This window comes from Vibrio sp. 10N.261.55.A7 (assembly GCF_002877365.1).
Taxonomy (GTDB): domain Bacteria; phylum Pseudomonadota; class Gammaproteobacteria; order Enterobacterales; family Vibrionaceae; genus Vibrio.
This window is the reverse complement of the sequence record NZ_MCWZ01000286.1, coordinates 1-17243: the sequence shown is the minus strand read 5'-3', so window position 1 is coordinate 17243 and position 17243 is coordinate 1. Positions and strand designations below refer to the sequence as shown.

The window sequence follows — 17243 nt, the reverse complement described above, 5'->3', positions numbered from 1 at the left end:
GGGCAAGGTTAATGGGATCACAGCGTCCGCCTAGAAAATACTCTATCCGATTTACTGTTGGAAGTATGTTCGTATTGACGACTTTATTAACCACGTTGTGTGCCATTTCTGTCCAGTATTATTTTTCGAGACAAATGTCTGAAGAGCTGGTTTTGACTAAACTGTCGGTGACTTCATCCAAGGTTAGCGAGCATATCCAGAAAATAGATAGGAATGCATCGAATGTTGCTCGTTTGCTCAAAAATATTTCTTTAGTGACGAAATATCAGTTTAGTGAAAAACAAGTTACAACGATTTTTACCCAAGCACTCGAAGATAACCCCGCGTTTTACAGTATTTATTGGGGGAATGATAACGATGATTTTTTCCAAATTATCAATCTAGAATCTTCACCGATCGTAAGGGATAAAATCAGTGCTCAATCCAGTGATAGATGGGTAATTATTAAAATATCTGGCTCCAAAGAGAGTCGTATTAGGAAAACCCGCTACTTTACAGAAGAGTTTGTTGAGTCTAGGCATGTTATCGAAAATAGTAATTACTACCCAACTCAGCGGCCTTGGTATGGTGAAGCGTCACAAGAAAGTGTTTTTAAAACAGAACCTTATCTTTTTCAACATTTAAAGATTACGGGTCAAACTTACGCAGTAAAGACTCATAACTCTGTTGTGGGTATCGATATTGTTCTGTCATCGGTTAGCTCGCTTATTTCACCTGCGTCTTTAGGGTTATCGGACTCACCTGGCGTTGAGTCATTTTTATTCAATAAGCAAGGAAAAGTTATTGCGTCCAGCCATTTGACTCAAGACACGTTGACAATTCCTTCGGCGAAGCCATTGAAACTGGACAGGAGAAATCAAAATATTTTAGATCTAACCCGCTCTTTACTCGTCTCGAACCAGAACGATTGGGGCCCATTAGACTATTCATTAGCGGGAAAACCTAGAGGATATGCCGTCGACCTTTTAAAGCTAGTGAGTGATATGACTGGTTTAAGGTTTGAGTTCGTCAATGGCTTTCGTTGGCAAGAGCTGACGGAAAAGTTTGAACGTGGTGAACTCGACATATTGCAGTCGACTTACTCGACAGAAAGCAAAGAGCAGACGTTAAGTGTTCCCCTTTATACACTGCCACTTGGTGTTGCAACGAGTCATGAGTTTATAACGAGTACACTGAATTCAATCCCATCACCGATTGCAATAGTTAAAGGCCGAGGTTTAGAACAGACATTTAACGATAACCCATCACTAACATTCCATAATGCATCGACGATTGAAGAAGCCATGACATGGTTAGCGGAAAATAAGGTGGCATCGGTTATTGATGCTTTACCTGTGCTTGATAGCTATAAAACACGCGTCTATAACGAAGATCTACACATCAACTCGCTAGAACCGGCCCATCTAGCCAATTTCCATCTGAGAATGAAGAAAAGCGACCAAGCTGTTCTTAACCTAATCAATTTGGCGATTGCAAATGTCACCGAAGAGCAGTGGCTGTTGCTCAATGAGAAATGGCTTAAAAAACAAACTAGGCAAGAGACAATGTTGCCTTACTCCGAAATAGTCTCTTTAGTTCAGCACCCGCTTGAGAAAAACCAGATGACTAAGGTCAGTATAAATGGAGAAGACCGATATTTATATTTAACGCCGATGGGCCCTGACGGTTCTGCTACGGAATATTTCGCTGTGATCGTGCCTGAGCAAGTGGTCTACGACAAAGTCATACCCAAAGTGCTAGTAACTATCGGTGCTAGCTTACTTGTGTTGTTTGGCCTGTTACCGCTCGCTTGGATCTTTGGTAATCCGATTGTGAAGCCCGTTGGTTTATTAACAAAGGAAACGACCAAAGTATCACTTCGACAATTTGATGATGTTCATCATGTGCAGTCGCGGATCAAAGAGGTATCTGAACTTTCTGACTCTATGGTTGAAATGGTTGATGAAATTAGAAGCCACCAGAAATCGCAAGAAGAACTGGTAGAAGCCTTCATCAAGCTTATCGCACAAGCCATCGATGAGAAATCACCCTACACGGCTGGTCATTGTAATCGTGTGCCTGAAATTGGGATGTTGTTGGCTAAGGCTGCAGAAAATGCCGATTCTGGAAAATTCAAAGAGTTTACGTTTAAAAATGATAAAGAACGTAGAGAGTTTCAAATTGCAGCGTGGCTCCATGATTGTGGAAAAATCACGACTCCAGAACACATTGTCGACAAAGGGACAAAACTGGAAGCAAATTACAATCGTATTCACGAGATAAGAATGCGATTTGAGGTACTTTGGCGTGACGCAGAGATTCATTATCTAAAACAGATTCATGTTGAACGAGCCGATAGTGATGCAGCTTTAGCGGAGTTCAATGACAAATTAGAACAGCTTAAGGAGGATTTCAAATTCATTGCTGAGTCGAACGTTGGCAGCGAGTTTATGCGAGATGAAAGTATTGAGCGGATGAAAAAAATAGCCTCTACAACCTGGCAGAGAAACTTCGATAATACGCTAGGGCTTTCGCCGTTTGAAGAACTTGAACGTGGTGGGAAAAACTCGAACGAGTATGGACAAACGCTACCTGTAACAGAGAGGCTTTTATCTGACAAACCCGAGCATATTATTAAACGAATCAGACCAATGGTGTTTGATCCTAAATTAAACATAAAGGTAGAGGTGCCTAAAAACCTGTATAACCTGGGCGAAGTGTACAATTTGTCTGTTCGTAGCGGGACTTTGACCCCTGAGGATCGATTCAAAATTAACGAACATATGATCAGCGGTATCAAAATGCTGAACAACATTCCTTTCCCACCGGAGCTTAGTCAAGTTCCACGATACGCATCAACACACCATGAAACGCTGAAAGGTACAGGTTATCCAAGAAAGCTAACCAAAGACGATTTGTCTATTCCTGAAAGAATCCTCTCGATTGCGGACGTGTTTGAGGCATTAACTGCCGCAGACAGGCCGTACAAAAAAGCCAAACCGGTCAGTGTTGCTATTGATATCATGTACAAAATGGCCTCTGATGAGCATCTGGACATGGATCTATTCTTACTGTTTCTTGAAAGTGGCGTGTACAAAGAATACGCGGATAAATACTTACCCGAAAACCAACTTGATCACGTTGATGTGAGTAAGTACACGAGCCGGACCTCTCTTGCTAAAAGCGAAGGGCGTAGACAAACGGCGTCGTCATTTTAGGTCTTCAGAGTGCTGATTTATAAATGGCCTATACCGATTACCTAGGTAGGCATACTGATTAGCTTGAATTGTTGACATACTATTTTATTCCTAAGGTCTCCTAATAACGAACAAACACCTAACTATTTGATAAGTGTTTGAACTATCTATATTTAGCCTTTGGTTCTTGCGATTCTTTCTCCTATTTTCATCTAATACATTAGTCTAAATTGTCGACAATTTTCTTGATTGTCGACATATTTGTCGTCTAAATTATATTCATAGAGCAAGATTGTTGACAACATTGCGGCAATTAAAGGATATAGGCTAATAATATGAATACCTCAACGGGTAGCGTTTCCATCAATGCTGTAGACATTGTCAGCGAAGCGAAAACAACGAATGGCGACAAAGAGAATACGAAATCAGATAATTTAACGGAGTATCTGATTGAAGCTATTGTGAGCGGTGAAATCTCACCTGGAAGCAAAATATCAGAGCCCGAACTGGCAAAGCGCTTTACAGTCAGCCGAGGCCCGTTACGTGAAGCCATCATGCGCGTTCAAGGATTAGGTCTGATAGAGCGTATTCCCCATGTAGGTGCCAGAGTTATCGCCTTTTCAGAGGAGAAACTATTAGAACTTTATGCGGTTCGAGAGGGGTTAGAAGGTATGGCTGCGAGGTTAGCTGCTCGTTACATTACCGACGAAGAGGTCATCCAGCTAGAAGTTGTACTGGCAACCCATTCTAAGCATATTGATGAAGTGAGCGGTGCATCTTATTTTCATCAGCATGGCGATTTTGATTTCCACTATAGAATCATTAAAGCCAGTCGAAACAGCAAACTCGTCTCCTTACTGTGTGACGAGCTGTATCACTTGCTACGTATGTATCGCTACCAATCCCCCCGCTCACAATCTAGACCCAACGAAGCCTTGGAAGAGCACAAATATATTCTACGAGCGATTAAGAACAGAGATGAGGAACTGGCCGAAATGCTAATGAGAAGGCACATATCGGGGAGTCGACAGTTAATTGAACAACAAATCAAATTGAATGATTCTGCTTTGAAAAAATAGAGATCGAGGGCAAAGACATGGAAATGACACCTGGCAACAAATTTAGACAAGCAGTAAAGGACAATGACCCTTTACAAATCGTCGGTACGGTTAATCCCTATTGTGCAATGATGGCTAAAAATACGGGGCATCAAGCTATCTACCTATCCGGTGGTGGTATAGCCAATGCGTCGTATGGGTTACCCGATCTTGGGATTACTACACTAAATGATGTATTGGTCGACGTGGAAAGAGTGACCAACGCGTGTGATTTGCCACTATTAGTGGATATTGATACGGGGTTTGGTGGGGCGTTTAATATCTCACGTACGATTAAATCGATGGAGAAAGCGGGCGCTGCTGCCGTCCACATGGAAGACCAAGTAGCTCAAAAGAGATGCGGACACCGACCGAATAAAGCCATTGTCAGCCAAGCTGAGATGGTGGATCGAATCAAAGCGGCCACCGATGCCAGAACCGATGGCAGTTTTGTCATTATGGCGCGCACAGACGCCCTTGCTGTAGAAGGTATTGAGCATGCTATTGAGAGAGCGATTGCTTGTGTAGAAGCGGGCGCTGACATGATTTTTCCAGAAGCGATGAACAAACTTGAACAATATGTACAGTTTTCAGCGGCATTAGAGTCAGCAACCGGCAAGCACGTTCCAATATTGGCAAACATTACAGAATTTGGTCAAACACCACTATACGGCTGCAATGAGTTGGCAAAGTCCAATGTCGATATGGTTTTGTACCCACTAAGTGCATTTAGAGCGATGAATAAAGCCGCAGAAATGGTTTATCGCCATTTACTGGAAGAAGGTAACCAAGAGGCTTTAATTGACTCGATGCAGACTCGAAAAGAGTTGTATGAACACCTCAACTATCATGATTATGAAAACAAGCTTGATCAGTTGTTTTCAGCGAATAAGTAAATATAAAAAGAATAAATCTAATCCAATAATGTGAAATCGTTAATTCGTTATACCGTGCCAAAGAGTACAGGCGAGTTAACCTAGAAAAGGAGTTCTATATGTCGTCATCAGCAACTGCCGTTAAAAATCCAGCCATCGGGGGCGCTGGGCTTCGAGGTCAAAGTGCAGGCACCACAGCGTTATGCACAGTGGGTCAAACAGGTACTGGGCTAACTTATCGTGGGTACGATATTACTGATCTAGCGAACAACGCTCAATTTGAAGAGGTTGCGCACCTGTTACTGAGAGGGCACCTACCAGATCAAAAAGAGCTCAATGATTACAAAGCGTTACTGATCAAACAGCGAGGATTGCCTGAAGCGCTTAAGCAGGCGTTAGAACTGATTCCAGCATCTGCTCACCCTATGGACGTCATGAGAACAGGGTGTTCTATGTTGGGCAACCTAGAGCAAGAAACGGACTTTTCAGAGCAACAATCCGCAACAGAGCGAATGCTCGCACTATTCCCTGCAATGATCTGTTATTGGTATCGTTTTAGTCATGATGGCATACGCATTGAAACGTCAGACAGCAGCGAAGATTGTATTGGCGGGTATTTCCTGAAAATGCTGACTGACCAGTCTCCAAGCGAGCTGCATAAAAAGGTCATGCACTGTTCTCTCATTTTGTACGCTGAACACGAGTTTAACGCGTCGACCTTTGCCGGCCGGGTATGTGCCTCTACATTATCTGATATCCATTCCTGTATTACGGCGGCGATTGGCACGTTACGCGGTCCACTACATGGTGGCGCAAACGAGGCTGCGATGGATATGATCAAAGACTGGCGAACTGCTGACGAAGCCGAGCAGGAAATTCTAAAAATGCTCGCAAACAAAGATAAGATCATGGGTTTTGGTCATGCTGTTTATCGAGAGAGTGATCCACGAAATGCACTCATCAAACGTTGGTCAAAAGAACTGTCACTTTCTGTTGGTGATACTCAACTCTATAGCGTATCCGAACGGGTTGAGTCAGTGATGAAAAGAGAGAAGGGGCTGTTCTGCAATGCCGATTTCTTTCATGCATCGGCCTATCACTTCATGGGCATTCCAACCAAATTATTTACACCTATTTTTGTTATGAGCCGTCTAACCGGCTGGGCAGCGCACGTTTATGAGCAACGTGCTAACAACAGAATTATCCGACCAAGTGCGGATTATGACGGGCCAGATCACCAAGATTGGTTACCAATTAGCGAGCGTTAACAAACTGCGTCGTGTTCTTCGCTTGTGGATAATCAAGCGAAGAGTTGAAGGGACTATTTTGATTTAAGGATGGCGGCAATGTCAGACTCCAACACAGTAAACAAACAGGGTAAGACCAACTATCGCAAGATCTTACCTGAAACCAATCTAGAGTATTTTGATGCGCGTGAGGCGGTAAACAGCCTATCGCCCAACGCTTATGATGCACTGCCATATACATCGCGCATTTTAGCTGAGCAGCTTGTGAGACGATGTGAAGCTAGCGAACTGAATGATTGCCTGCTGCAGCTTATTGAGCGTAAGCAAGATCGCGACTTCCCATGGTACCCAGCGAGAGTCGTCTGTCACGATATTCTTGGACAAACCGCTCTTGTTGACCTCGCTGGATTACGTGATGCCATTGCGGATCAAGGTGGCAACCCTTCTAAGGTGAATCCGGTTGTCGAAACACAGCTAATAGTCGATCACTCTTTGGCTGTAGAACACGCAGGATTTGATACAGAGGCGTTCGACAAAAACCGAAGTATTGAAGAGCGTCGAAACGAAGACAGATTTCATTTCATAGAGTGGTGTAAAACAGCGTTTGAAAATGTGAATGTTATTCCTGCAGGCAATGGAATCATGCACCAAATTAACTTGGAAAAAATGTCGCCAGTTATCCAAGCAAAAAACGGCATTGCGTTTCCTGATACCTGTGTTGGAACCGACAGTCACACACCACACGTCGATGCATTAGGGGTATTGGCGATCGGAGTTGGTGGCCTGGAAGCTGAAACTGTAATGTTAGGCCGACCGTCGATGATGCGCCTCCCTGACATTGTTGGCGTAAAACTGGTTGGTAAAAGGCAGTCTGGTATTACAGCAACAGACATCGTACTCGCGATTACAGAGTTTTTGAGGCAAGAGCGTGTTGTTTCAAGCTACTTAGAGTTCTTTGGCGAGGGAAGTAAAGACCTAACCATCGGTGATCGTGCAACCATATCCAACATGACCCCAGAATACGGCGCGACTGCTGGGATGTTCTATATTGATGAACAAACCATCAATTACTTAAAATTGACCGGGCGAGACCCCGAACAGGTCGATCTCGTAGAGAAGTATGCAAAGCACACAGGTCTATGGGCTTCAGATTTGGAAAGTGCGCAGTACCAAAGAGTGCTGACTTTTGACCTCTCGACAGTCGAACGAAACATGGCTGGCCCTTCAAACCCCCACAGACGTTTACCAACTTCTGAACTGGCAACCCGAGGCATTGCGGGATCCTGGGAAGAAAAAGATGGATTAATGCCTGACGGGGCGGTCATCATTGCGGCTATTACCTCATGCACCAATACGAGTAATCCGAGAAATGTTGTCGCAGCAGGTTTGATCGCAAAGAAAGCCAATAAGATGGGTTTAGCGAGAAAACCTTGGGTTAAAACATCATTTGCACCGGGTTCAAAAGTCGCAAGGCTCTACTTGGAAGACGCAGGATTATTGCCAGAGCTTGAAACCCTAGGGTTTGGAATTGTTGGGTATGCCTGTACGACGTGTAATGGTATGAGTGGAGCGTTAGACCCTTCCATACAAAAAGAGATTGTTGACCGAGATCTCTATTCAACGGCTGTGCTCTCAGGTAACCGCAATTTTGATGGTCGAATTCATCCTTATGCCAAACAAGCATTTTTGGCCTCTCCTCCACTTGTTGTTGCCTACGCTCTAGCGGGGACGATACGGTTTGATATCGAGAAAGATAGCCTAGGTTATGACGAGTGTGGAAAGCCTATTTACTTAAACGATCTGTGGCCAACCGATGAAGAGATCGATGCCGTCGTCAATCGTCACGTTAAACCAGAGCAGTTTAATCAAATCTATGTGCAAATGTTCAAGCCCAGTGATAGCGGCAAAAGTAGTAACCCTCTCTATGATTGGCGTTCAAAGAGTACTTACATACGTAGGCCTCCCTACTGGGAAGGCGCGCTTGCTGGCGAGCGAAGTCTAACATCAATGAGACCGCTTGCTATTTTAGGTGACAACATCACCACTGATCATTTATCGCCGTCCAATGCCATTCTTGCCTCGAGTGCTGCTGGTGAGTATTTGGCAAAAATGGAGGTACCAGAAGAAGACTTTAACTCTTACGCGACGCATCGAGGTGATCACTTAACCGCTCAAAGAGCAACCTTCGCCAACCCGAAACTATTCAATGAGATGGTGATGAAAGACGGTGAAACCGTTCAAGGATCACTAGCGCGAGTGGAGCCTGATGGGCAAGTGATGCGTATGTGGGAAGCCATCGAGACTTACATGAGTCGAAAGCAACCATTAATAATTGTAGCCGGCGCCGACTATGGTCAAGGCTCTTCTCGGGACTGGGCTGCAAAAGGCGTCCGGTTAGCGGGGGTTGAAGTCATTGTTGCAGAAGGGTTTGAACGAATTCACCGGACGAACCTTGTTGGTATGGGTGTCTTGCCGCTTGAATTTAAAGAGGGGACAAATAGGAGAACACTCAATCTTGATGGTACAGAGCTCTATGATGTTGAAGGCAGAATCGAGCCCGGTAAAGATTTGTTGCTGATTATCACTCGCCTAAATAAAGAAACATTATCAGTCCCTGTTACTTGCCGATTAGATACCGAAGATGAAGTACGGGTCTACAACGCTGGTGGTGTTTTACAACGTTTCGCGAAAGACTTTCTAACGCAATAGGAGCCATGGTGATGAACAAACAAATCAGAATACCCGCGACTTATATGCGTGGCGGGACCAGTAAAGGTGTCTTTTTTAGCTTGGAAGACTTACCTATCTCAGCACAGAGACCAGGCTCTAAGCGTGATGAACTTTTACTTCGAGTGATAGGAAGCCCTGATCCTTATGGGAAGCAAACCGATGGTATGGGAGGGGCAACCTCAAGTACCAGTAAAACAGTCATCGTTTCGAAGAGCACCCAGCCAGAGCACGACGTCGATTACTTGTTTGGTCAAGTATCAATTGATAAACCATTTGTCGATTGGGGAGGTAACTGTGGGAATCTTTCTGCTGCTGTTGGGCCGTTTGCTATTCATGCTGGGCTTATTGATGTCGAGCGGGTTCCACTGAATGGCACGGTTGACGTACGAATTTGGCAAGCCAATATAAGAAAAACCATTATTGTGAAAGTTCCAATAGTTGATGGAGAAGTACAAGAAATGGGGAGTTTTGAGTTAGACGGAGTGACGTTTCCTGCGGCTGAAATCCCCGTTGACTTCATTGAACCTGCGGGCGAGGCCGGATCTCTGTTTCCAACAGGGAATCTAATCGACAAGCTTACTGTCCCCAACGTCGGAACCATTGAGGTAACGCTTATCAATGCAGGGATTCCTACCATTTTTGTGAATGCGGAATCTATCGGATACAAAGGAACAGAACTCCAACCTGACGTTAATGGCGATGAAAAAGCCCTCGCAATGTTTGAAACCATTCGCGCCTATGGGGCCTTAAAAATGGGCGTCATTAAAAGTGTCGAAGAGGCCGAAAAATCGCAGCATTCCCCTAAGGTCGCCTTCGTTTCAAAAGCGCAAAGTTACACGAGTTCGAGCGACAAAATCGTTGACGAAACAGAAATAGATATCAATGTTAGAGCCATGTCAATGGGTAAACTGCACCACGCCATGATGGGAACAGCAGCGGTAGCAATAGGCGCTGCTGCTTGTGTCACTGGTACACTGGTTAATCAAGCCGCAGGAGGGGATGAAAGAGAGTCCGTAGTATTTGGACACCCTTCAGGTACCTTGAAAGTGGGAGCATCAGCAAATGAAACAGAACGAGGTTGGGTGGTCGAAAAGGCAACAATGAGTCGTAGTGCCCGTGTGTTGATGGAAGGACATGTTAGAGCACCTTTTGAACTATCGGAACAGAAAGAAATTGTCACGGAGGAGACATACGATGAATGTTAATCAAAGTACGAATGGCAGCGTAAACAGCACTCTGAGCTATCAAGAAGAGTATGACTACTCTAAGAATGATCCAGCCTCATTTTGGAAGGAGCAAGCGAACCAAATAGAGTGGTTTGAGCCCCCAAAGACGATCATTGAAACCGATTCTAACGGAATAGAGCGTTGGTTTTCAGATGGAGTATTAAACACGTGTTGGTTGGCTCTAGATTATCATTGCGACAATGGGCGTGGGGAAAAGACGGCACTTATTTATGACTCTCCAGTGACAAATACCAAAGAGACCTTTACCTATCATCAGATGCGCGACCAAGTAGCTAAAGTTGCAGGCATGCTAGCGGATCTTGGGGTGGAAAAAGGCGATAGAGTTGTTATCTACATGCCAATGATTCCAGAGGCAGCAATGGCAATGCTCGCGTGTGCTCGAATAGGTGCAATACATTCTGTCGTGTTCGGTGGATTCGCACCCAGTGAATTGGCGGTTCGGATAGAAGATGCTGAGCCAAAGGTTGTAATGACAGCTTCATGTGGCATAGAAATCACGAAAGTCCTGCCTTACAAACCACTCGTCGATAAAGCGATTATGGATAGCCGCTGGAAGCCAAGCCATGTTTGTGTATTGCAACGTGAGCAGTGCATAGTTGAACTGAACTCGACAAGGGACATTGACTGGAAACTTGCGGTAGATAAGGCGCTTCCTCATGCCTGTGTTCCTGTTTTGTCGACGGATCCTCTTTATATATTGTATACGTCAGGAACAACGGGTAAACCAAAGGGTGTTGTCCGTGATAATGGCGGACATGCTGTTGCAATGAAATACTCAATGAGCACGATTTATAATATGCCTCAAAGCGGCGTATTTTGGGCTGCCTCTGATGTTGGTTGGGTCGTGGGCCACTCATACATCGTCTATGGCCCTTTAATTCACGGCTGTACGACAGTCTTGTTTGAAGGAAAACCGGTAAGAACGCCAGATTCTGGAGCGTTCTGGAGAGTCTGTGAAGAGTATAAAGTAGATGTTTTGTTCTCTGCACCAACGGCATTTCGAGCAATAAAGAAAGAAGATTCGGAAGGGAGCCTGCTCGAGCATTATGACTTGTCTCATCTAAAGACAATTTTTATGGCCGGAGAGCGCTTAGATCCGCCGACGTTAGATTGGGTCACATCAAAAACAGATAAACCCGTTGTCGACCATTGGTGGCAAACGGAAACGGGTTGGGCGATCGCAAGTAACCCGATCGGCCTTGAAGCGATGCCAATCAAAGCGGGCTCAGCGACCAAGCCTGTCCCTGGCTATCAAATAGAAGTACTCAATGAGATTGGTGATTCTCTGAAGGCGAATCAACAGGGGTTTGTCGCTTTGAAAAGGCCTTTACCACCTGGGTGTCTGCCAACGGTGTGGCGTAACCATGACAGGTTTGATTCTGGGTATCTATCTCAATTCCCGGGTTATTATGTATCTGGTGACGGTGGTTACTTAGATGAAGACGGCTACCTTTTCATCATGGGAAGAATTGATGATGTGATTAACGTAGCAGGGCACAGACTTTCAACCGGTGAGATGGAAGAAATAGTCGGAGGTCACCCCGCGGTTGCAGAATGTGCGGTGGTGGGTGTCCATGATGATTTGAAAGGGCAGCTTCCATTAGGGCTGGTGGTCCTGAAAGACGGAATGAAGGTTAATGATAGCGATCTGGAAGTCGAGCTTGTCGGTAAAGTCAGAAATGAAATAGGGGCCGTTGCTTGCTTTAAACATGCCCTCGTTGTCGACCGTCTTCCTAAGACGAGGTCTGGGAAGATACTACGGCGTGTTATTCGACAAATTGCCGATGGTGAGCAATATACCGTCCCTTCAACGATAGACGATCCGACTAGCCTAGTAGAGATTGAGCGAGCGTTGGATGAATCGACTTAAACACATACATCAAACTCGATAACGCTATTCATATTGAAATACGCTAGAAAGCCCCGATTATAAGGGGCTTTTTTTCGTTAGTTTGTTTACAATCGTCATTAATTGTACTTTGTTTGTGTCGCGAAAATATTATGCCATCTATTTCAATATCGCCTGCCAAGAGCTCTGAACTAGAGCAGCTAAACGATTTGATGTTTGAGTTACATAATGAGCATCACCTGTCTTGCCCTGAGTTTTTTAAAACTGCCGAAGAGATCGAGCAAGAAAAAAGTATTGCTCGATACATGGATGATCCTGAATGCATCGTGTTTGTTGCTAAGGCTGAGCAAAAAGTCGTTGGATTTATAACGGGTCATTTTTGTGAGTTGGTATCGACCGTCAGTAAGCCGATACAGATGGGCAGTATTGATGAACTTTACGTGACACCGAGTTATCGAAACCGAAGCGTGGCAAAAGAGCTCTGTGCAACGCTTCATCAGAGGTTTAAAGATTATGGGGTCACTCAGGTATTTGTAGAGGTTTGGGAGTTCAATGGTCCGGCAAAATCTCTATATGAGCAATTAGGTTTTGAGCAGCACATCAACTGGTTACGTAAGGCGATTTAGCAGTCGCAGTTATAGATTTATATGGAAGGATTTAATGTGATTAAGCAGCTTAGTGTGCTTGTTTTGTTCGTATTTTCAATGTTGTTTTCAACGCTCTCCCTGTCCTCTGAAATGCCAGAGACAATTCGAGGTTCGCTTTGTGTTGTAAAAGCGGACGACAAAATGGTGTTAGTTAAAGAGATATTAACAAATAAGATATCGTTACCAGGCGGAACCATAGATCCAGGCGAAGCGCCAAGCCTCACCGCCCAGAGAGAAACATGGGAAGAAACAGGCCTAGTTGTGACTGTTGGAGATGTACTCGGTTATACAGAAACGGCTGTTATCTACGATTGTATTTCTGACTCTGAAGTCATTGCCTATGACTACCCGAATAAGCTTAACGCAAACGAAATGCCGATCTGGTTCGCACCTCATTATGGTATCGAAGTGTCTAATGCCATGCTGCTCTCACCTGACAGGCTTGCCAGTGAAGAGTATCGCTACCCAGGCCAATGGGACGAAATCAAGGACATGTATAGTCGGGCAACGGATCAGCCAGTCACTTTTGTTAGAGACCTAATTGACGCCGCTCCTTTACTAAATCAACCGCAACTTAACTGGATAGTTGGCCTTCAGCAGTGGGTATCGTCGTTGCCTATGGCCGCGGAGCAAACGATCAACAGCGTAAACTTTGTTTTATCGCAGATAAATAAGCCATGGTTACTTTTGGTCTTGTTTCCTCTCGTTCTCTGGCGTTTCGGAAACGCTTTTGCGTATAAGCTATTTTTTGCTATTACAGTCACTTCACTTTTAAGCCTTGTGGCGCAGCAAGGCTTTAACCTAGCGAGGCCTCAGGCTTATTTCCCAATGTTTGAGTTTTCAACAAGCCATGGCTTTGGTTTCCCTAACTTAAGTATTGCAGTGTGGTTTTCTTCTTTCATATTGATATGGAGAGAGTTGAACCTAGAAACGAGAAAGGCCGCGACATTATGCTTTAGCGCTGTAATGTTGTTATTGATGATTTCAAAGTTTTACAGCGGAACCGCTTTTATTTGGGACTCTTTATTTGGTGCTGTACTTGGGGCACTTGTCGGTTGGCATATTATCCGTTTGGAAGGAAAAGAAGATGTCGATTTGCCGTCTATCTTACGTTCAAAAGGCTTGTGGATATCACTATCAGTGGTAACCGTTGCACTGAGCGTCATTTGGCCTCTCCCGACATTGTCTTATTGGTTGGCGGTCCTGATTACCATATCGGGCCTTGTGTTAACGTTTGATAGCCGCGAACAAAGCATAGAATTACACAAAGCAATCGGTATTGTCGCTTTTTTACTTGGCCTAAATGTCATTATTAACTTGGTTGCTTCATTGGTCTCTTACAGCAGTATTTGGTCATTGGTATTAGAGGCAATACGCTATCCAATCATCATGCTAGGTTACTTTTATCTCACTCTAAAACTAAGCAAGCGTCGTTCAGTCACTGTTAAAAAATAAACGCAAAACAAACCGCCCAGTCAGTATCAACGCAACGCTGGGCGGCCTTTCGCAGAACAACTTAGGCTAGAATGAATTTATCAATAACCGCTGCTACACCATGCTCGTCGTTGCTCGGAGCAATGTAATCAGCCAGTGCTTTAGTCTCTTCCATCGCATTACCCATCGCGACTCCCAAGCCTGCATACTTAATCATGTGGTTGTCATTTTCAGCGTCTCCAACACATATGACTTCACTTGGTAAAATATCCAAATGCTTCGCTATGGCTTCAACTCCTATTCCCTTATTGCTTTTTAAGCTCAGAAACTCTAGAAAGAAAGGGGCACTTTGAACAATGGTATATCGTTCATGGTATTCAGGGGCAAGCGCTTGAATTGCACTTGATAGTTTGTCGGGTTCTCCGACAATCATTGCCTTAATGATAGGGTGGTCATCTTCAAGTAAATCGAAATCCATTTCGGTGATCGTTAAACCATTGATTGTGGCTTCTAGCTGAGTGTATTGGCTCGTTTTCGGTGTGATGAGACCGTGCTCTTCTGAAAAGGCATGAACATCTAAGCCAAACTCTTTAGTTAACTTAGCGACTTCTTTCGCCGAACGGGCGTTGATAATGTTTCGATGAATAATCTCTTCATTCCCGAGCTCTTGCACCATAGAACCGTTGTAGTACAAGACAAATTCTTCGTCACCTGAGATATTGAGTTCTTGAAGTTTATCGACCATGCCATCAATAGGGCGACCGGAGGCCAGGACTACTTTTACTCCTTTATCACGAGCCAATGCGATAGATTTTTTTGTTGGCTCAGAAATTTGCTTGTCGCTATTAAGCAGAGTCCCGTCCATGTCGAGTGCAATCAGTTTATACATAACTTACCTAAAAATTTAGCAAAGACGCAGCTTAAAGAATTTTGGATTGTTGAGCTAGTGATACTTCTGTGAATATATCAAACTGGTCGTTAAGTGGTGAGGCTTTTCATTTGACCTTCGGGTTAGAGTCATTTATCGTCTCGAACCTAATTTGTAAGTCTTCGGGTTGATTAAGTTGTATAAGATTAATGAGATGTTTGAAACGATACAGGGTGAAGGGTTCTTTACTGGCGTTCCATCTGTATTTGTTCGCCTGCAGGTATGTCCTGTCGGCTGTTCCTGGTGTGATACCAAACAAACATGGGAGGCGTTAGAGTCTGATGAGCGTCCAATCAATGAAATCTTAGTAAAAACTGAAGACAATCCGCATTGGTGCAGTGTAACTGCGGCTGATATCGTGAGGTTGTACCAAGAGCAAGGTTATACCGCTAAACACATCGTGATTACAGGTGGTGAGCCTTGTATCTATGACCTTGTTCCTTTAACTCAGGCATTTGAAGAACTAGGCTGTCAGTGCCAGATTGAAACGAGTGGTACATATGAAGTTCGCGTAACCGATAAAACATGGGTGACAGTGTCACCAAAGGTGGCAATGAAAGGAAAGTTTCCTATTGAACCGAGTGCAATGTTACGTGCGAATGAAATTAAACACCCTGTTGGAACACAAAAAGACATCGATCATCTGGATAATTTACTAGACCAAACTGAGTTAAGTATTGGAACCGTAATCGCTTTGCAACCTATCAGTCGGAAGCCAAGGGCGACTCAGCTTTGCATTGAAACATGTGTTAAACGAAACTGGCGCTTGTCGATCCAGACTCATAAATATTTGAGCATTGCATAGCGAAAGTGAACTAAGTTAAGTTGGAATGAAGATGAATAAAGCAGTTGTTGTTTTTAGTGGCGGGCAAGATTCGACCACCTGTTTGGTTAAAGCATTAAAAGAGTTTGATGAAGTTCATGCGATTACGTTTGATTATGGGCAGCGGCATAGTCTCGAAATCGATGTGGCAAAAGAGTTGGCTTCAAAGCTTGGTGTTTCGGCCCATAAAGTGATGGACGTTACCTTATTAAACGAATTGGCGATAAGCTCACTAACGCGTGATGACATCCCTGTGTCACATGAACTTCAAGAGAACGGCTTACCGAACTCATTTGTTCCAGGGCGTAATATTCTATTCCTCACACTTGCAGGTATTTACGCGTATCAGATTGGTGCGAGTACCGTTATTACTGGCGTATGTGAAACGGATTTTTCTGGTTATCCTGACTGCCGTGATGAGTTCGTAAAATCTATGAATACGGCGTTAGTGCAGGGTATGGATCGAGAATTTGAGATCGCAACACCGCTTATGTGGCTAAACAAAGCAGAAACTTGGGCCATGGCAGATCACTATGGTGCGTTGGAGTTAGTAAGAAACCAAACCCTAACTTGTTATAACGGGGTGATTGGTGATGGTTGCGGCGATTGTCCATCTTGTGATTTGCGTAAAGCAGGATTGGAAGAATATCTAGAGAATAAAACTCAAGTTCTGGGAGATTACATCAGTAAATCATCGAGCTAGATGATAAAGGTGTTTTTCTGTAGCTTGGAAGAATATTGACAAAAACGTCGCATAGAAATGCGACGTTTTTTTGAATCTATTTTAGTTGACGACTTTCTCTAAGAAGAGCTTAGCAAGGTCTGAAGGTTCAATCTCTTTGCCTTCTAAAGATTCATTCCAGTTAGTACCAATTAGCACGCCGTCTTCAGCCAAAGTTAATAACCAGTCTTCAACAAAAATATCGATTGGAATCTCTAGCACTTCAAAGTCAGCCCATTCTTCGACATTATGAGTCTGTGCATCCTCTTTTGAAGACCAGAATGGCATCACTTCACTTTGTTCAAACTCACTTGAATCGCAAGCTAACCAACCTTCTTCATTTCGTAAACCCCAAACTAGTTTGTTTTGGCAAGTTTCAGCGACGAATAACTCAAGGTTAGCTTGAATATCAGCGGTTAATTTAGTCATGATAATGTTCTCGGTAGGTTAGACCGCGCTAGATTAACAC

The 17243-nt window shown here is 44.0% G+C and carries 13 protein-coding genes; 11 read left to right on the top strand and 2 right to left on the bottom strand.

Going from position 1 to position 17243, the window contains the following annotated elements:
* Positions 1-11 precede the first annotated feature (11 nt).
* The 9 genes from BCU12_RS14340 (at position 12) to BCU12_RS14300 (ending at position 14323) form a co-directional block, all read left to right on the top strand.
* Positions 12-3197, top strand: a complete 3186-nt coding sequence (locus tag BCU12_RS14340) for an HD domain-containing phosphohydrolase (RefSeq protein ID WP_102404940.1) — start codon at positions 12-14, stop codon at positions 3195-3197.
* A gap of 314 nt (positions 3198-3511) precedes the next feature.
* Positions 3512-4255: a GntR family transcriptional regulator gene (locus BCU12_RS14335; protein ID WP_102404939.1), complete on the top strand. Its 744-nt coding sequence runs from the start codon at positions 3512-3514 to the stop codon at positions 4253-4255.
* Between the two features lie 17 nt (positions 4256-4272).
* Positions 4273-5169, top strand: a complete 897-nt coding sequence (gene prpB, locus BCU12_RS14330; protein ID WP_102404938.1) for a methylisocitrate lyase — start codon at positions 4273-4275, stop codon at positions 5167-5169.
* Positions 5170-5267: 98 nt separating this feature from the next.
* Positions 5268-6416 carry a 2-methylcitrate synthase gene (prpC, locus tag BCU12_RS14325; protein ID WP_102404937.1) on the top strand — a complete coding sequence of 383 codons (1149 nt, stop codon included), beginning with the start codon at positions 5268-5270 and terminating at the stop codon, positions 6414-6416.
* Positions 6417-6494: 78 nt separating this feature from the next.
* Positions 6495-9104, top strand: coding sequence for a Fe/S-dependent 2-methylisocitrate dehydratase AcnD (gene acnD / locus BCU12_RS14320; RefSeq protein WP_102404936.1), 2610 nt, complete (start codon positions 6495-6497; stop codon positions 9102-9104).
* 5 nt (positions 9105-9109) lie between these two features.
* Entirely contained in the window at positions 9110-10330 is a 1221-nt protein-coding gene (prpF, locus tag BCU12_RS14315; RefSeq protein WP_102404935.1) for a 2-methylaconitate cis-trans isomerase PrpF, read from the top strand.
* Entirely contained in the window at positions 10320-12242 is a 1923-nt protein-coding gene (locus tag BCU12_RS14310; RefSeq protein ID WP_102404934.1) for a propionyl-CoA synthetase, read from the top strand. The genes prpF and BCU12_RS14310 overlap by 11 nt, the downstream gene beginning before the upstream one ends.
* 131 nt (positions 12243-12373) lie before the next feature.
* A complete protein-coding gene (locus BCU12_RS14305) occupies positions 12374-12847 on the top strand; it encodes a GNAT family N-acetyltransferase (protein ID WP_102404933.1) in 474 nt (157 codons plus the stop codon).
* Between the two features lie 36 nt (positions 12848-12883).
* Positions 12884-14323, top strand: coding sequence for an NUDIX domain-containing protein (locus BCU12_RS14300; RefSeq protein WP_241909841.1), 1440 nt, complete (start codon positions 12884-12886; stop codon positions 14321-14323).
* Positions 14324-14384: 61 nt separating this feature from the next.
* Here BCU12_RS14300 and BCU12_RS14295 read toward each other — a convergent pair whose 3' ends face one another.
* On the bottom strand, positions 14385-15191 hold the full coding sequence (locus tag BCU12_RS14295; protein ID WP_102404932.1) for a Cof-type HAD-IIB family hydrolase: 807 nt from the start codon (positions 15189-15191) through the stop codon (positions 14385-14387).
* A 193-nt stretch (positions 15192-15384) separates the two neighbouring features.
* On the opposite strand from BCU12_RS14295, the gene queE reads away from it, so the two are divergent.
* Positions 15385-16035: a 7-carboxy-7-deazaguanine synthase QueE gene (gene queE, locus BCU12_RS14290; RefSeq protein WP_198599338.1), complete on the top strand. Its 651-nt coding sequence runs from the start codon at positions 15385-15387 to the stop codon at positions 16033-16035.
* Between the two features lie 31 nt (positions 16036-16066).
* Entirely contained in the window at positions 16067-16756 is a 690-nt protein-coding gene (gene queC / locus BCU12_RS14285; protein WP_102404931.1) for a 7-cyano-7-deazaguanine synthase QueC, read from the top strand.
* Between the two features lie 81 nt (positions 16757-16837).
* On the opposite strand, the gene BCU12_RS14280 is transcribed toward queC, so the two are convergent.
* Entirely contained in the window at positions 16838-17203 is a 366-nt protein-coding gene (locus BCU12_RS14280; protein ID WP_102404930.1) for a DUF2750 domain-containing protein, read from the bottom strand.
* Between the last annotated feature and the right edge of the window lie 40 nt (positions 17204-17243).

Excerpts from the sequence above, each read along its gene's own strand:
- queE (WP_198599338.1), top strand. The coding sequence starts at position 15,385 with ATGTTTGAAACGATACAGGGTGAAGGGTTCTTTACTGGCGTTCCATCT.
- BCU12_RS14310 (WP_102404934.1), top strand. The coding sequence starts at position 10,320 with ATGAATGTTAATCAAAGTACGAATGGCAGCGTAAACAGCACTCTGAGC.
- prpF (WP_102404935.1), top strand. The coding sequence starts at position 9,110 with ATGGTGATGAACAAACAAATCAGAATACCCGCGACTTATATGCGTGGC.
- BCU12_RS14295 (WP_102404932.1), bottom strand. The coding sequence starts at position 15,191 with ATGTATAAACTGATTGCACTCGACATGGACGGGACTCTGCTTAATAGC.
- BCU12_RS14280 (WP_102404930.1), bottom strand. The coding sequence starts at position 17,203 with ATGACTAAATTAACCGCTGATATTCAAGCTAACCTTGAGTTATTCGTC.
- BCU12_RS14335 (WP_102404939.1), top strand. The coding sequence starts at position 3,512 with ATGAATACCTCAACGGGTAGCGTTTCCATCAATGCTGTAGACATTGTC.
- BCU12_RS14305 (WP_102404933.1), top strand. The coding sequence starts at position 12,374 with ATGCCATCTATTTCAATATCGCCTGCCAAGAGCTCTGAACTAGAGCAG.
- acnD (WP_102404936.1), top strand. The coding sequence starts at position 6,495 with ATGTCAGACTCCAACACAGTAAACAAACAGGGTAAGACCAACTATCGC.
- prpC (WP_102404937.1), top strand. The coding sequence starts at position 5,268 with ATGTCGTCATCAGCAACTGCCGTTAAAAATCCAGCCATCGGGGGCGCT.
- queC (WP_102404931.1), top strand. The coding sequence starts at position 16,067 with ATGAATAAAGCAGTTGTTGTTTTTAGTGGCGGGCAAGATTCGACCACC.
- prpB (WP_102404938.1), top strand. The coding sequence starts at position 4,273 with ATGGAAATGACACCTGGCAACAAATTTAGACAAGCAGTAAAGGACAAT.
- BCU12_RS14340 (WP_102404940.1), top strand. The coding sequence starts at position 12 with ATGGGATCACAGCGTCCGCCTAGAAAATACTCTATCCGATTTACTGTT.